The sequence below is a fragment of the Paraburkholderia phenoliruptrix genome (assembly GCF_047325075.1).
Classification (GTDB): Bacteria; Pseudomonadota; Gammaproteobacteria; order Burkholderiales; family Burkholderiaceae; genus Paraburkholderia; species Paraburkholderia phenoliruptrix.
This window is the reverse complement of sequence record NZ_CP168530.1, coordinates 2403245-2419246: the sequence shown is the minus strand read 5'-3', so window position 1 is coordinate 2419246 and position 16002 is coordinate 2403245. Positions and strand designations below refer to the sequence as shown.

Sequence of the window (16002 nt, the reverse complement as noted above, 5' to 3'; positions counted from 1 at the left end):
CGGCCGTAACCCGATTGTCAGCAGTACGCTCGCGTCGATTCAACAGGTACGTGCATTGCTGCCCGCTGATACCTTGATGACCGCGAGGAGACGGCGATGAAAGAAAAGGATACGACACGTGACTACCCATTCGCCCCCGGAGGGTGGGGATCATTGAAGGCGGTCACGACGATTCTCGCGCAGGAGCATGTCGGCGTGAAAGACAGCGCGGCGCTGCGCAAGCAGAACAAGCCGGACGGCTTCATGTGCGTGAGCTGCTCGTGGGCCAAGCCGGCCGACCCGCACGTGTTCGAGTTCTGCGAAAGCGGTGCGAAGGCGACCGCGTGGGACCTGACCTCGAAGCGAATGACGCCGGAGTTCTTCCAGCTGCACACGGTCACCGAACTGCTGTCATGGCACGATCACGACCTGGAGGAAGCAGGACGGCTCACGGCGCCTTTGCGCTACGATCCCGCCACCGACAAGTACGTGCAGGTGGAATGGCAACAGGCATTCGACGAAATCGGGCGCGAGCTGAATCAACTCGAGCCCGACAGCGTGGTTTTCTATGCGTCGGGCCGCGCATCGCTCGAAACGTCGTACATGTATCAGCTTTTCGCGCGCATGTACGGCACCAACAATCTGCCGGACAGCTCGAACATGTGTCACGAGAGCACGAGCGTCGGCCTGAAGGAGGCGATCGGAGTCGGCGTCGGCACCGTTACGCTCGAAGACTTCGAGAAAACGGATCTGATGTTCTTCTTCGGTCAGAATGTCGGCACCAATAGTCCGCGCATGCTTCACCAGTTGCAGGACGCGCGCAAACGCGGCGTGCCGATCATCACATTCAATCCGCTTCGCGAGCCGGGACTCGTGCGCTTTGCCAATCCGCAGTCGCCGGTGCAGATGCTCACGCCGGACAACACGCAGATCAGCACGCAGTACCATCAGCTGAAGACTGGCGGCGATACCGCGGCAATTCTAGGCATCTGCAAGGCGGTGATCGCGGCAGACGACCTGGCGATCGAAGAGGCGCGGCCGCGCGTGATCGACGTCGATTTCATTCGCGAGCACACCACCGGCTATGAGGCGTTCGCGAACTATGCGCGCGAGGCGTCATGGGCGGAGATCGAGAAAGTGAGCGGCTTGCCGCGCGAGGCACTCGAAGCTGCCGCCGACGAATATATGAAAGCCAACGCCGTCATGATTCATTACGGCATGGGGCTCACGCAGCACAGACTGGGCGTACAGAATGTCCGCATGGTGTGCAATCTGCTATTTTTGCGCGGCAACATCGGCAAACCGGGAGCCGGGCCGTCTCCGGTGCGTGGTCACTCGAATGTGCAAGGTCAGCGCACGGTCGGCATTACGGAGAAGCCCGAACTCGCCCCGCTCGACAAGCTGGCCAGTCAGTTTTCATTCGAACCGCCACGCAAAAAAGGCCTGAATACGGTCGAAGCATTCGAGGCGATGCTGAAAGGCGAGGTGAAGGGCGTTTTCAATCTGGGTGGCAATCTGGTGCGTTCCGTGCCGGACCGCATGCGCATAGAGCCTGCGTGGCGCGGTTTGCGGCTCAATGTGAACGTTGCGACGAAACTCAACCGCAGCCATCTCGTGCACGGCGAGATTTCGTACATTCTGCCGTGTCTGAGCCGCATCGAAATCGACCGGCAGGCAGGTGGCGAGCAGGCTGTTTCAATGGAGGACAGCACCGCCTGCATGCACGGCTCGCGCGGCGTGGCAGAGCCCGCGAGCGAGCACATTCGCTCCGAGCCTTACATTGTGGCGGGCATTGCGAAGGCGACGCTGGGCACTCGTTTCAACGTGGACTGGGACGCGTGGCGTGACGATTATTCGGTGGTGCGCGACGAAATCGCGAAGACGTACCCCGAGATCTTTCGCGACTTCAACCAGCGCATGTGGACGCCGGGTGGATTTCACAAGCCTTTGCCTGCGCGCGAGCGGCAATGGAAAACGAAGAGCGGCAAGGCGGAGTTCATCGTGCCGAAGGCGCTGGGCGAAGACCCCGACATGCCCGAGCGTGAACCGGACGCCTTGCGGCTCATGACACTGCGCTCCGACAGCCAGTTCAATACGACGATTTATAGCCTCGAGGACCGCTTTCGCGGCGTGAAAGGCTCACGCATGGTTGTGCTGATGAATAAGGACGATATGAGCGCGAGCGGTCTTTCGGAAGGCGACAAAATCGGCTTGCAGACCATTGCCGACGACGGCTTCGACCGGCGCGTCAATGGATTGAGCGTCAAGGCGTACGACATTCCGCGCGGCTGCATCGCCGGATATTACCCCGAGTGCAACCCGCTATTGCCGCTTTGGCATTACGCGGAAGAGAGCAAAGTGCCCGGCGCCAAATCGATTCCGGTGAGAATCGTCGACAAGCCGGCTGTGCGCGCTTCGGCGTAAAACGAAAGGCCCGGCGAAAGGCCGGGCGACAGGCCGGGCCCCGACGGCCCGACAATTCTTCTTCGAGTGGCATGCGCCGCCGCTAATCGGCGTAGCGCATTCTGCGCGATTTCGGCAGGCAATGCGTCGCGCCGATCACAAGCAGCGAGCCGAGCAGGAAAGTCGCAATCGGGAAGGTACCGGCGGTATTCACGGCGATTTCACGCGGACGTTCGCCGAGAAGTTGCAGTCTGCGGCGCGTCATCTGCGCGCCTAGCGAACGCAACTCGCTCTTCAAGGCGCGCTCCGCGGCGGGCAGCAGCACGGTTTCTTCATCGGCGACATGGTGCATGACTTCGCGCATCAGTTGCTGGAAGAGGCCGTCATACGCTGCGTCTTCCGGACCCGTTGCGCGCAGCTTCGCAATCGTCGCGCGCATTTCGTCGTGTTCGGGGCGGCTCTTGTCGAGCGTCTGATCGCCGCTCAGCACGCCGCGCAATGCCGGATAAAAGATCTCTTCTTCCAGTTGCGCGTGAATTTCGAGCGCGGCGCAGACGGAATTGACAATCGCGCGCTTGCGCCACCATGCAGTGTCCGCATGGTAGCGATGGAACGCGGTGAGTACATGCATATGATCGAGCCGGATCATCGCGGTGATGGTGGGAGACATCGAGGAATGGCTATCGGGCATGGCAGTTCTCCAGAATGACGCGGCGCCGCGCGTCGGTATTGGGGATTGCCGGCATGCGCAAGTGAGCATGCGGGCGCTCGCGGATGCGCGAGGTACCGCATTCCGCATTCCTGCAACGCCTCGTCTAATCAGGAATGTTGGCGATGTCCTGCAGCCAGACGGTGGCCTCGCTATCGCTCGGCGCGCGCCAATCGCCGCGCGGCGAGAGCGAGCCGCCGGAACCTACTTTCGGCGCGTTGGGAATGCACGAGCGTTTGAACTGGCTGATGCGGAAAAAGCGTTCGGCGAAAATCGCCAGATTGCGTTTGATGTCGGCCAGGGTGTATTCGTTGCGAGTAACGTTTTTTCCTGCCGGCCAGATACTGCGCTCGCGGTCGGCCCACGCGCTATGCGAAAGAAACGCGACTTTCGACGGACTGAAGCCGAAGCGCAGCAGGTAATACAGGTTGAAGTCCTGCAATTCGTACGGGCCGACAATGCTCTCCGTCTTCTGGTCGATGACTTTGTCGACTTTCCCGGGCACCAGTTCGGGGCTGATTTCCGTCGCGAGAATCTGCTCCAGCACATGCGAGCCGGCCTCGCCGACCTGGCCCGATTCGGCGACCCAGCGCACGAGATGCGTGATCAGCGTCTTCGGCACGCTCGCGTTCACGCTGTAATGCGACATGTGATCGCCGACGCCGTAGGTGCACCATCCGAGCGCCAGTTCGCTCAGGTCGCCGGTGCCGATCACAATGGCCTGATGAAAATTGGCGAGCCTGAAAAGGTGGCTCGTACGCTCGCCTGCCTGAACGTTTTCGAAGGTGACGTCGTACTGCTTTTCGCCCGCTGCGAAGGGGTGATGCAGATCCTTCAGCATTTGCATGCAGCTTGGACGTATGTCGATTTCCTCCATCGAACAGCCCACGGCCTGCATCAGATCTTTGGCCTGCTGGAGCGTGCGGCTGCTGGTCGCGAATCCCGGCATGGTGTAGCCAAGAATATGCGAGCGCGGCAGTTTTAGCCGGTCCATCGCTTTCGCGCAGACGAGCAGTGCCTGCGTGGAATCGAGCCCGCCGGAAACGCCGATCACTACCTTGGAGATGTTGGCCGCGCCCAACCTCTGCAGCAGCCCCTGTACCTGAATGTTGTAGACCTCGGCGCAGCGTTCGTCGCGCGTGGCCGGATTGGACGGCACGTAGGGAAAGCGGTTGATTGCCCGCATGAGCGGGAGATGCTCCGTGTCCGGCAGCGCCACCGGCACGCTGACCGCCTGGAACCGGGCGACCTCGCCGGCGTGGCGGCGCGTGGACTGCGCAAACGTGGTTTGCCGCATCCGCTCGCGCGATAGGCGTTCAAGGTCGACGTCGCCGTAAATGATGTGCGAGGCATCGAGAAAACGCTCGGATTCCGCCAGCAGTTCGCCGTTTTCGTAAATCAGCGCCTGGCCGTCCCACGCGAGGTCGGTGGTGGACTCGCCGCGGCCTGCCGACGAGTAGAGATACGCGGAGAGGCAACGCGCGGACTGCTGCCCAACCAGTTGATGCCGGTAGGCCGACTTGCCGATCACAATGTTCGACGCTGAAAGATTCACGAGCACCGTCGCGCCCGCCAGCGCGGCGAACGAAGAAGGCGGCACCGGAACCCACACGTCCTCGCATATTTCAATGTGAAAGCGAAACAGCGGCGCATGGGGAACGTCGAAGAGCAGTGACGCGCTGAACGGCGCCTGCTGTCCGCACAGCGTCACATGTGTGGACGAGGCATTCTCAGCTGCGCTGAATTGGCGTGCTTCGTAGAACTCGCCGTAGTTCGGCAAGTAGCTCTTGGGCACCACGCCGCACAGTTTGCCGTTGGAAATGACGAGCGCGCAATTGAAGAGCTTGTGTTCGATTTTCAGCGGTGCGCCGATCACGAGCACGGCAGGAATATTGGTGGACGCCGCAACGATCTCGCCGATTGCCGTCTCGCACGCATCGAGCAGCGCGCGCTGATGGAACAGGTCGTCGCACGTATAAGCGGAAATGCCGAGTTCAGGAAACACGACGAGCACGGCGCCTTGTTGCGCAGCTTCCTGCGCGAGCCGCAGCGTTTCTTTCGCGTTGAACTGCGGATCGGCGACGCGGCACACCGGGACCGCAACCGCGACGCGCGCGAAATCGTGGCTGTATAGGTTGAAAAATGATCGCGTCATGATGGGCAGCGCCTCGTTGGAAGAGGCCGGACGCTCGCCTCGCCGGCCCGCATTGAACACAGCCCGTTGCAGCGTCTTGCACCCTGCTCAGGCGGAGGGCGAGGCGCGGCGCCTCGCGTTCGGCAACTCATTGAAATAATGTTCTATCCGCGACAATGCGTAAAGCGCTGCGTTCTGCCGGATCGTCGTGCGGTCGCCGTCGAACACGCGCGTCTCGCTGAACATGAATTCGCCGTCGCGGCGCCTATAGCGCCACGCGAAGCATTGCGTGCCCGGCGCGAGATCTTCGCCTTGCGGCGGCGGCCCGGCAATCCCCGTATTGGCGACGACGATATGCGCCGAGCAGGCTTCAAGCGCGAGCGCGCCCGTGGCCATCTCGCGGGCGACTTCCTCGCTCGTCAAGCCGTGCTCTTCGATGGTCTGCGCCCGCACCTTCAGCAAGCCGCACTTGCCCGGGGGCGAATAGACCACGAGCCCCATGTCGAGGCATGCGCCGCTGCCCGGCACATCGGCGATCAGCGAGGCAATCAGGCCGCCCGTGCACGACTCGGCGGTGGCGATCACGAGACCGCGCGACGACAGAAATCCAACCACGCTGCGGGGAATATTCATTTTTCCGTCCTCGTTCATTCAAGGTAGGGGCACGCGACTCCCTGTGACTGTCTGCAAGCAAGTGCAATACCCGTTGCACCCGCATGTTAATCGGGCGGCACGCCGATTGCTCTCTACGATGGTCCCGTCAGCGGGACGCCATGGTTGTTTGTTCGGTTAGGCCCGCCAGCTCGGCGGGCCTTTTTTTGGAGAGCGGTGACCTTGGGCAAACCAGCGCCGAGCCGTCTGGCCGATCGGTACAGCGATTGCTGTTTCCTGTGTGCCATGCGATGGCATGCGATGGCATGCGACGACACGCGACGGTAGACACCCACCTACGGGAGGCGACGCCCATGATGTTTCCCACAATCGTTATCAACCGCGAGGATCCGTCTTCGCTGGATTCACAGACGCTGCTCGACGAATTGACGGCCACGCTCGCCGTGTTCACCGGCGATGGTGGGCAGAGCCGTTTCTCGATCCGCGACGTCACGCTCGAATGCTCGCGCTTTCTGGTCGCGCGCAGCGACTGCGCGACGCCGCTCGGCTGCGGCGCATTCCGGCCGCTCGGCGAGCATATCGCGGAGATCAAGCGCCTCTATGCGCGTCCCGGCGCGGATGGTGTGGGCAGCGCAATCCTCGCGCGGCTCGAGAAAGAAGCGGCGGAACTGGGCTATCAGGCGTTGTGGCTCGGCACCCACCTGAACAACCGCCGCGCCATCGAGTTCTACGAAAAGCATGGCTTTCATCGCATTGCGCCGTATGGACCCTACGTCAGCAAGGCGGACGCGTGCTGCTATGAGAAGCGCCTCGACCGACAGGCGCCCGACAATCAGCGCAAGGAAACCATGCGCGATGCCTGACGCACGACACGCGCCGCGGTATGGAATGGCGCGTCTCGGGCGGTGCTATTTGTGCAGCTTCTGACGCAACGACTGGATGTCGTTTGCGGTGATGGGGCGAGCGTCGTTGCCCCAGGACGTGCGGATCCACGACAGCACATTGGCCATTTGCGCATTGGTGAGCGTTTGAGCAAAGCCGGGCATGGCCTGACGCGGCGGCCCGCCGATCGTCGCGGGGCTGTTGCCGCCTTCCACCATGAGGCGGATCAACGAGGTGGTGTCTTCTGTGATCACAGCCGGATTGCCCGCCAGCCGCGGAAATACGTTCGGCACGCCCGTGCCTTCCACGCCGTGACATTGCGCGCAGAAAGAAAGGTAGACGCGCGCGCCGACCGCTTGGGGCGCATCGACGCGATTGCCGTTACGCGTCGGCAGATCCGGCTGGGCGTGCGGCTCGTAGCCGCCTGACGGCTTCTGCGCAGGCAGCGACTTGAGATACCGCGCCATGGCGAGCGCGTCTTCGTCGGTCAGATACTGCGTGCTGTCTTCCACCTGCTCGACCATGGAGCCGAACGCCGCGAGGCCCGCACCGTGGCCCGTCTTCAGAAACGCCGCGAGATCTTGTTCGCCGATGCGCCCGAGCCCCGAGCCCGGGTCGCTCGTCAGATTCGGCGCGAACCAGTTGTCGTTGACGCCGCCCGTGAGGTACATGGGCGACGACTCGTCGTAGCCGCGTTCCTGAAAACCGGGCCCGCGAGGCGTGTGACACGCGCCGCAATGCCCCGGGCCCTGCACGAGAAAAGCACCGCGGTTCCATTGCGCGTCGCGTCCGGGCTTCGGCCGATACGGCGCCTTCGGTGCAAAAGCCTGCTGCCAGAAATACAGCACCCAGCGCTGATTGAACGGAAACGGCACCTTGGTGGGCGGCGCGGGTTCGGGCACCGGCTTCACCGCGTGCATGAAATACGCGTAAAGCGCGCGCATGTCGTCGTCGGACATTTTGGAGAACGACGCGTACGGCATCGCGGGATAGAGCCGCTTGTTGCCCGGCGAAACGCCTTCGCGCACGGCGCGCGAAAACTCTTCATAGCTGAATGCGCCGATGCCGTAGCGGCGATCCGGCGAGATGTTGCTGCTCATGATGGTGCCGAACGGCGACGTGAGTCCGAGTCCGCCGCCATACGCAGGGCCGCCGACGGCTGTGTGGCAGCCCGCGCAATCGGCGGCTTTCGCGAGATAGTCGCCGCGCGCGACGAGCGCGGCATCCGCTGCAGTCGGCTGCTGTGCGTACGCACCTGTGGCCGGCGCGATGCAGAGCGCCGCCGTCACGGCCAGTGCGAGATGTTTGAGGCGCGACGTCATGAGTTGCTGTCCGGGGGCGCGGCGAGCGTCGTCGGCATGAGCGACGCGGGCGCGCGATGCACCAGCCAGCGTGCGCCGGTTGCGAGCGCCGCAAGCAGATAGGCGAGACCGGCCGGCACCCACATCACGAGCCCGCCCAATTGCTGATCCTGCAATGGATCGATGCCCAGCGCCGAAGTCGGCTCGATGTACGCCGGATACCAGAGGCCGGGTGCGAGCGTCAGCAAGGCGCCGAGTGCGCCGGTGTGGACCATCGTCGTAAAGAGCGACAACATCGCATAGCCGCTCTGGTCGCGCCGCGCGCCTTCGCCGAAAACGGCCCACCAGAAGAGCAATGCGCTCAGCAGAAAACTGGCGTGCTGAAGCGTATGAATAGCGGACGACGCGAGCGCCGCTTCGAAGAGACGCGGCATATGCCAGGCCCACAACGCGGCGGCATGCAGCAGCCACGCGACGGCCGGCGCGCACAGCGTTCGCCAAAGGCTGAGCCATGCCGGCGTGCGCACCGCCGCGGCTATCCGGTGACGCGCTCGCGGGGGGAAGGCCCACAGCCATACGGCGAGGGGCCGGCTCAGCACGAGCAGTGGAGCGGCGACGATCATCATCAGTTCATGCTGGATCATGTGCGCGGAAAAGAGCGCCGCACTCAGTGCATCGAGCGGCGAATCGAGTGCGGCGACGAGCGTCCCCCATCCCAGCACGAATGCGCCTAGCTGCCGCACGCGAATGCGGCGGCCGCGTCTGCTGCGCGCACACAGGCGCCGGTAGCCGGCCACATATAGACCGAGACTGACAAGCAGCAAGGCGACGACCCACGGCTCGAAGGTCCAGCGCAGCCAGGGCGGCGCACCGCGCTCCGCGGCGCTCAGTACATGCGCCTGCGCGCCGGCACAGGCGCAAGCCGCAGCCGCGGCGACGAGCCAGCGTGTCGATTTTTTCATTGCACGCAGGGTGAGATGAGCCATTGCGGAATCCACATTGCGACGAGCGCGAGCGTCGAGATCATGCCGACCCAGGTGGCCGCACAGGCGAGCATGGCAGGTCGCGCGGGCAGGGCAGGCGCGCTCGCAGGCGCAACTATGCCCGCTTCGCGCCAGCGGTGCCAGGCGAGCAGCGTGGCGATAATCGCAAACAGCAGCGCGGTGCCGGTCACGCTGCCGAGCGGCAAGAGCGTGCGCCACGCGCACGCGGGCGTGACGAGCGCATAGTCGGCGCTCAGCGCGGCGAGGACCGCTGAGGGTGCACCGAGCAGCGCAAGCCAGGTTCGCATGGCGACCTCCATCACAAGCGTGGAGCCAGATAGATCACCGCATAGATCGGCAACCAGCTCAGGACGACGAAATACCAGTACATCGCGTTCTCGCTCACATCGACGAAACGCTTTCCTTCAAACGGACCGGTGAAGAGCAGCACGGCGAGCACCGCGGTGTCCACGGCATCGGTAATCAGGTGGGTCGTGTGCAAACCCAGCAGCAGCCAGACCACGGAGCCGTACGAGTTGGTGTACCAGCTCACGTTCAGCGCGGCGAATTCGAAGGCGCGCAGTACGAGAAACGCCAGGGCGAACAGCAGGCATACGGCGAGCCACAGGCGCGAGCGGGTGCGGTCCTGACGGTCGGCGGCCCGTTTCGCCAGCTGGTTCGGCCACATGCTGGCGAGCAGGATCGCCGTGTTGGCGGTGCCCCACAGCAGTTGCGGCGGCGCGGCATTGAGCGGCCAGCTTGCCGTCAGACTGCGCAGATAGAAATACGCCATGGCAGCGATGGCGAACACCGTGCCCTCGATCAGCATGAGGCACATGGTGCCCCACCACATCAGGCTGCGATGCCCGAAGCCGAAGCTCGGCAGATGGCGCACGTCGAGCATCAGGGCGGGCGCCGCGCCGTTCTGATCCGATGCGGCACCGCCGGGCACTTTGCGCAGTTCCGTCATGGCCGTTGCTCCAGTTGCAGCGCGCGTTTGTTCTGCCCGCGGTTGGGCCAGAACCAGCCGATCATCGCGACGATGACGGGCACCGAGCCCCAGACGACGGCCCACGGCGAGAAAATCGAGCCGATAAACAGCACGGTGGTCGCGACCGCGCTGAGAAACGGCCAGATGGACGGGGACGGAAAGAGCAGACGCAAATCGGGCAGCGCATCGAGCGTGGTGGTGGACAGCACCTCGCGCGATTCGGCCGCGAGGCCGCTGACATACGCGGGCTCGCCGCCGGGTTCCCACAGCGGATCGCGTCCGTGAACCACCGGCAGCGCGTCGAAATTATGCGGCGGCGGCGGGCTCGCGGTGCTCCACTCGAGCGTGCCCGCGCCCCACGGATCCGCGCCTGCCACGGCGCCATGCCGGTAGCTATGCAGCACATTGACGATAAATACGAGCACGCTCACGCCGATAGTGAGCGCGCCTATCGTCGCCGTGAGATTCAGGCCGTCCCAGCCCATTCCGGGCGGATAGGTCCACACGCGGCGCGGCATGCCGTGCAGGCCGAGAATGTGCATCGGAAAGAACGTCACATTAAAGCCGATAAAAAAGAGCCAGAATTGCAGGCGTCCCAACGTCTCGTTCATCAGGCGGCCGGTCGCTTTCGGATACCAGTAATAGAAGGCGCCGAACAGCGGGAACACCCCGCCGCCGAGCAGCACGTAATGCAGATGCGCGACCACGAAGTAGGTGTCGTGCACTTGCAGATCGAGCGACACCGAACCGAGCATCACGCCCGTCATGCCGCCCATCACGAGGATGAAGAAGAAGCCGAGCGCGAACCACAGGGGAGTCTTCAGGTTGAGGCGGCCCGTCCACAGTGTGGCGATCCAGCAGAAGATCTGCACCCCTGACGGTATCGCGATCATGAGGCTCGCGGCGGTGAAGAAGCTCTTGCCGAGCGCCGGAATGCTGGTCGCGAACATGTGATGCACCCACAGGCCGAACGCGAGAAACGCGGTGGTGATGAGCGCGAGCACCATGGCGGGGTAGCCGAATATCGGGCGGCGCGCAAAGGTCGGAATAATCGACGACAGAAAGCCGAGCGGCGGAATGAAGATCAGATACACCTCGGGATGGCCGAAGAACCAGAACAGGTGCTGCCACAACAATACGTCGCCGCCGCGCGCGGGGTTGTAGAAATGCGTGCCGACCAGACGGTCCAGAATCAGTGCGGTACTGCTCAGCATCACGGCGGGCATCGCGAACAGCACCATGAACTGCGTGATCAGCGTGGCCCACACGAAGAGCGGCATGCGGTTAAGCGACATGCCCGGCGCGCGCATCTTGAAGATGGTGGTGATGAGCACCACCGCTTCGAGCAGGCCGGAGAGTTCGGTGAAGGTGATCATCTGCGCCCAGATGTCGACGCCTTTGCCCGTCGAATAATCGGGGCCGGCGAGCGGCACGTAGCTGAACCAGCCGGCGTCCGGTCCCGCGCCGAGCAGGAACGCGACATACAGCGTCGCGCCGCCGAACAGGAAGACCCAGTATGCGTAGGCGTTCATGCGCGGAAAGGCGACGCTGCGCGCGCCGATCATCAGTGGAACGAGCCATCCGGCGACGGCCTGCATGACCGGCACGGCGAACAGAAACATCATGGTCGTGCCGTGAATCGTGAAGAGCTGGTTATACAGCTCCGGTCCGACGAGGCGATTGCCGGGCCGCGCGAGTTGCAGGCGCATGGCGAGCGCGAGGAGGCCCGCCAGCAGAAAGAAGACGAAAGTGGTGATCACGAAGCGCCGCGCGACGGTCTTGTGGTTGATCGCCGACAGCCGGCCGATCCAGCCCGGCGGGTCGCTCCAGGTGCGGGCCAGCGCCTCGACAATCCCGGGGCCCGCGGCGGGCCCGTCGACAAGATGCTCGATGGACCGCCCAGAGGGAGAATGACGTTCGCTCATTGAAGGGTTCCGATCCATGCGACAAGGGCATTGAGGTCCTGCGCCGACAACTGGCTGGCAGGCATCGTGGTGCCGGGCTTCATGCTGCCGGGCGCCTTGATCCACGACTCCAGATTTGCAGGGGTGTTCTCAAAGGTGCCGGCGCCGAGCATCGGGCGGCTCATCACGTGCGTGAGATCGGGCCCGAGCACGCCGTGCGCCGAGGTGCCGCGCACCGTGTGGCAACCGGCGCAGTTGCCGGTCGTGAAGAGGCGCTCGCCCTGCGCCTGCAGCGCGTTGGCGGGCTGGGGCGCGGGCGCGCGCTGCCGCGCCACCCAGGCGTCGTATTGGGCGGGCGGCTCGGCCACCACGGTGAAGGCCATCAGCGCATGTTCGAGGCCGCAGAATTCCGCGCATTGGCCGCGATAGGCGCCGGCGCGGTCGGCGCGAAATTCGATGGTCGATTGGCGCCCCGGAATCATGTCCTTTTTGCCGTGCAGATTCGGGACCCAGAAGGTATGAATGACGTCGTCGGCCTTCAGCGCGATGACGACGGGCCGGCCGACCGGAATGTGCAGTTCGTTCGCCACAGCGAAGCCGCTGCCCGGCGCGTCGTCGGCGTAACGGGCTTCCCACCACCACTGGTGTCCGGTCATCTCCAGATGAACGGCGTCGGCGACGGGCAATCGCGACAGCGCGCGGTCGGTCGCAACGTCGGCGAGGAGCAGGCCGAACAGCAGCACGACCGACACGGCCGCCGCCCCGCCCACCACGCGGCCCACGCGTTTTTCCGGGCGCTCCAGCGGGCTGAGATCGGGCCGCGCGTCGCGGTTCGCGCGCGGCGCGCGCGTCATCGCGACGAGGAGCGCGATCAGCACCGCCGCGAACACGAGAGAGCAGACCGTCAGCGTGAGCGTCCAGAGCGAAAAGATATGGGACGCCTGCACGCCCGCCGGACTGAGCGCATCATGGGCAGGTGCAGCAGAAGCACCCCGCGCATGCCACGCGAGCCCGCAGCACGAAGCCGCCGCAATCCGCAGCCGCGGCGCGCCGCGCAGCGGTTTTCCGGCAGGGCTCTCGTGCCGGCTTCGAGGGACTGGGCCTGGGTGCATGCTTCGACGAGAGGCGTGAGTGGTGGGCGTTTGCGAGTGGTTAGCAAGCGCTGTACCTTCCCGGAATTAGCCGGCACACGGCCTTGCGCTGACAATTTGCGCAAAGTCTTTCAAACACTTACACCCGTTTGAGGCCGTCTTCGCTCACAGCGCTTCATCTCGCTTGCGTTCGCTAATAAAATGTCACGATGCGCATAAAGCCGCAAAGGACCGGCTTTTCCGGGGCTTTACGTGCGAGAGAAGGTCAATCAGTAGAAGACAATACGTGGTGCGCCGTCGCGCCGCGCATTAAATCGCAGATAGGTCCTCGGCCTATTTTCCATGGAGCATCTTGATGGCGCAGGCATACGAGCCGGATGACATCGTTCAGAATTGGGCCAATATCTGGCTTCAATCCTTGCGCGACTACGCCGTGACCGGGCTGTCCGAAGACGGCCGCATCCGCTCGTGGAATCCGGGCGGAGAAGCTATTCACGGCTTTCGCGAGGAAGAGGTCATCGGGCAGCCGCTGGAGGTCCTATATCCGGCCGAGGAGCGTGCAAAAGGGCTCCCGCACACCGCGCTCGCCGCGGCGCGGCGCGAAGGGCGTTTCGAAGGCGAAGGCTGGCGTCTGCGCAAGGACGGCAAGGTGTTCTGGGCAAGCGTTGTATTGACGGCGCTGCGTTCGCCCGACGGTACGCTCGTCGGTTTCGGCGAGATCGTGCGCGATATGACCGACAAGAAGACGGTGCACGAGGCGGTGCTGGAAAGCGAGCGGCGTTTCCGGCTGCTCGTGGACGGCGTGACCGATTACGCAATCTTCATGCTGTCGCCCGAAGGCAGGGTGACCAACTGGAATTCGGGCGCGCGCCGCATCAAGGGCTATGCGGCGAGTGAAATCATCGGCTCGCATATTTCGCGCTTCTATACGCCGGAAGACGCCGCGAAGGGACTCCCGCAGCGCGGCCTCGCAGCGGCGGCGCGCGACGGCCGCTTCGAAGCGGAAGGGTGGCGCGTGCGCAAGGACGGCACGCGTTTCTGGGCGCACGTGGTGATCGACGCGATCCGCGACGGCGGCACGCTGGTCGGCTTCGCAAAAATCACGCGCGACATTACCGAGCGAATGGAAGCAACGCGGCTGCTCGAAGAGACCCGCGTGGCGCTCGTGCAGTCGCAGAAAATGGAAGCCATCGGCAAGCTCACAGGCGGGGTTGCCCACGACTTCAACAACGTCATGCAGATTTTGCGCGGCAATCTGGAATTGCTGGAAAGCCGCCATAAGCGCGACGGCTGGACGCGCGAGCGCCTCGACAAGGCAATCGACGCAGTCGAGCGCGGCGCGAAGCTCGCCTCGCAGCTGCTCGCGTTCGGGCGCCAGCAGCCGTTGCGGCCTATCGTCATCAATCTGGCGGCCGCGATTCGCGGCATGGACGACCTGCTGCGCCGCGCGCTCGGCGAAACCGTCGAGATCGAAACCGTGGTGGCGGGCGGACTGTGGAATACGCTCGTCGACGTGCATCAGTTGGAGAACGTGATCCTCAATCTTGCGATCAATGCACGCGACGCGATGAAAGAAGGCGGCAAGCTGACCATGGAAGTGTCGAACGCCATGCTCGACGACCAGTACGTGGTGGGCTTTACGGACGTGCCCGCGGGCCAGTACGTGATGCTCGCCGTGACCGACACCGGCACGGGCATGCCGCCCGAAGTCGTGCAGCGCGCGTTCGATCCTTTTTTCACGACGAAACCGGAAGGCGAGGGCACGGGCCTCGGGCTCAGCATGGCCTATGGCTTCGTCAAGCAGAGCGGCGGCCACATCCGGATTTACAGCGAAGTGGGCCACGGCACGACGGTCAAGATCTATCTGCCGCGCTCCACGGAAGAAGCGGTCGAGACGCCGGCTCCGCAGCCCGTCACGCTGCTCGGCGGGACAGAGACGATCCTCGTCGTGGAAGACGACAAGGAGGTCCAATCCACCGTGGTCGACACGCTGTCCGGCCTCGGCTACAGCGTGCTGAAGGCGAACGACGCGGAACAGGCTCTCGCGGTAGTGCGCAGCGGCGTGCATATCGACCTGTTGTTTACCGACGTCGTGATGCCGGGGCCGTTGCGCAGCCCCGCCATGGTCGCGCAGGCCGTGCAGTTGTTGCCGCGCCTGAAGGTGCTTTTTACATCGGGCTACACGCAAAACGCGATTGTGCACGGCGGGCGGCTCGACCCCGGCGTCGAACTGCTGAGCAAGCCCTATAGCCGCGAGCAACTCGCGTACAAGATACGGCAGATACTCGGCGTGCCGCCGCTCGCCCGCAGCGCTGCCGCGGAGGAAACACGGCCCGCGCCAACGGCTCACGGGAGTCTGCGTCTGCTCCTCGTCGACGACGACGTGGAGACGTCGGAGGCGGTCGGCGAATTGCTGAAGCTCGTGGGCCATGACGCGACGACCACGGGTTCGCCGCAGGAGGCGTTGCGCCTGCTGGAGGCAGAACGGTTCGACGTGCTGATCACGGATCTCTCCATGCCGGCCATGCCCGGCCTCGAGCTGGCCCAACGCGCCACGCAATTGCGGCCCACGCTACGCGTTATTTTTGCATCGGGCCATGAAATGCCCGCCGTGGAGGCATTGCCGTTTCGCTGGGGCGCACTTCGCAAGCCGTACAGCATCGACGAACTGGACGCAATGCTGCGCGGCTTCGACGAATGACGGCACGTCGGGCCGCGCTGTCAGGGCCTGCCTGAACCGCCGGCAAATTTGAAATGCGCGACCGCCGCAGCGGCGTCGCGTTTGCCGCGGTGCCGCAGCTCTTCCGCGAGAAGCTGCTGGAACAGCGCCACTTGCGCGTCCCCATACACTTGACAGAACTCGGCGAGGGTTTCGGCAATCGCGCGCTTTTCGCTTTCCGGCGTCAAGGTGCTGCCGATATGCGAAGAGCCGCGCGCCAGTTCCAGCAGGTACGCAAGGCGGGCGCTGGCTGCAGCGGCGCCGCCGGATTTTGCCTTCGGCATAGAGGTCTCT

At 64.0% G+C, this 16002-nt stretch carries 13 protein-coding genes; 3 read left to right on the top strand and 10 right to left on the bottom strand.

Annotation, left to right across the window (positions count from 1 at the left end; genetic code table 11):
• The first annotated feature begins 96 nt into the window (after positions 1-96).
• Positions 97-2403: an FdhF/YdeP family oxidoreductase gene (locus ACEN8U_RS10745; RefSeq protein ID WP_310109099.1), complete on the top strand. Its 2307-nt coding sequence runs from the start codon at positions 97-99 to the stop codon at positions 2401-2403.
• Positions 2404-2485: 82 nt separating this feature from the next.
• On the opposite strand, the gene ACEN8U_RS10740 is transcribed toward ACEN8U_RS10745, so the two are convergent.
• The 3 genes from ACEN8U_RS10740 to ACEN8U_RS10730 all read right to left on the bottom strand — a co-directional run bounded on the left by ACEN8U_RS10740 (position 2486) and on the right by ACEN8U_RS10730 (position 5858).
• Positions 2486-3073, bottom strand: a complete 588-nt coding sequence (locus tag ACEN8U_RS10740) for a hemerythrin domain-containing protein (protein WP_310109096.1) — start codon at positions 3071-3073, stop codon at positions 2486-2488.
• A 124-nt stretch (positions 3074-3197) separates the two neighbouring features.
• Entirely contained in the window at positions 3198-5246 is a 2049-nt protein-coding gene (locus ACEN8U_RS10735; RefSeq protein WP_310109094.1) for an NAD(+) synthase, read from the bottom strand.
• 87 nt (positions 5247-5333) lie between these two features.
• The gene (locus ACEN8U_RS10730; protein WP_310109092.1) at positions 5334-5858 is read right to left on the bottom strand and encodes a CinA family protein; all 525 of its coding nucleotides are present in this window, start codon (positions 5856-5858) and stop codon (positions 5334-5336) included.
• Between the two features lie 332 nt (positions 5859-6190).
• On the opposite strand from ACEN8U_RS10730, the gene ACEN8U_RS10725 reads away from it, so the two are divergent.
• Positions 6191-6700 carry a GNAT family N-acetyltransferase gene (locus ACEN8U_RS10725; protein WP_310109089.1) on the top strand — a complete coding sequence of 170 codons (510 nt, stop codon included), beginning with the start codon at positions 6191-6193 and terminating at the stop codon, positions 6698-6700.
• Between the two features lie 45 nt (positions 6701-6745).
• Here the strand turns inward: ACEN8U_RS10725 and ACEN8U_RS10720 are convergent, their stop codons facing one another.
• From ACEN8U_RS10720 to coxB, 6 genes are read right to left on the bottom strand one after another with little or no spacing between them, the layout of a single operon-like run.
• Positions 6746-8041: a cytochrome c gene (locus tag ACEN8U_RS10720; protein WP_310109087.1), complete on the bottom strand. Its 1296-nt coding sequence runs from the start codon at positions 8039-8041 to the stop codon at positions 6746-6748.
• Entirely contained in the window at positions 8038-9006 is a 969-nt protein-coding gene (locus ACEN8U_RS10715; RefSeq protein WP_310109084.1) for a cytochrome c oxidase assembly protein, read from the bottom strand. Before ACEN8U_RS10715 ends, ACEN8U_RS10720 begins: the two co-directional genes overlap by 4 nt.
• On the bottom strand, positions 8979-9311 hold the full coding sequence (locus ACEN8U_RS10710; protein ID WP_310109081.1) for a hypothetical protein: 333 nt from the start codon (positions 9309-9311) through the stop codon (positions 8979-8981). The genes ACEN8U_RS10715 and ACEN8U_RS10710 overlap by 28 nt, the downstream gene beginning before the upstream one ends.
• A gap of 11 nt (positions 9312-9322) precedes the next feature.
• Positions 9323-9973 carry a cytochrome c oxidase subunit 3 gene (locus ACEN8U_RS10705; RefSeq protein ID WP_310109078.1) on the bottom strand — a complete coding sequence of 217 codons (651 nt, stop codon included), beginning with the start codon at positions 9971-9973 and terminating at the stop codon, positions 9323-9325.
• Positions 9970-11919: a cytochrome c oxidase subunit I gene (gene ctaD / locus ACEN8U_RS10700; RefSeq protein ID WP_310109075.1), complete on the bottom strand. Its 1950-nt coding sequence runs from the start codon at positions 11917-11919 to the stop codon at positions 9970-9972. The genes ACEN8U_RS10705 and ctaD overlap by 4 nt, the downstream gene beginning before the upstream one ends.
• On the bottom strand, positions 11916-13010 hold the full coding sequence (gene coxB, locus ACEN8U_RS10695) for a cytochrome c oxidase subunit II (protein ID WP_310109072.1): 1095 nt from the start codon (positions 13008-13010) through the stop codon (positions 11916-11918). Before coxB ends, ctaD begins: the two co-directional genes overlap by 4 nt.
• Positions 13011-13344: 334 nt before the next feature.
• Between coxB and ACEN8U_RS10690 the strand changes: the two genes are divergently transcribed.
• Positions 13345-15690, top strand: coding sequence for a PAS domain S-box protein (locus ACEN8U_RS10690; RefSeq protein WP_310109070.1), 2346 nt, complete (start codon positions 13345-13347; stop codon positions 15688-15690).
• A gap of 20 nt (positions 15691-15710) precedes the next feature.
• On the opposite strand, the gene ACEN8U_RS10685 is transcribed toward ACEN8U_RS10690, so the two are convergent.
• The gene (locus tag ACEN8U_RS10685; protein ID WP_310109068.1) at positions 15711-15992 is read right to left on the bottom strand and encodes a hypothetical protein; all 282 of its coding nucleotides are present in this window, start codon (positions 15990-15992) and stop codon (positions 15711-15713) included.
• Between the last annotated feature and the right edge of the window lie 10 nt (positions 15993-16002).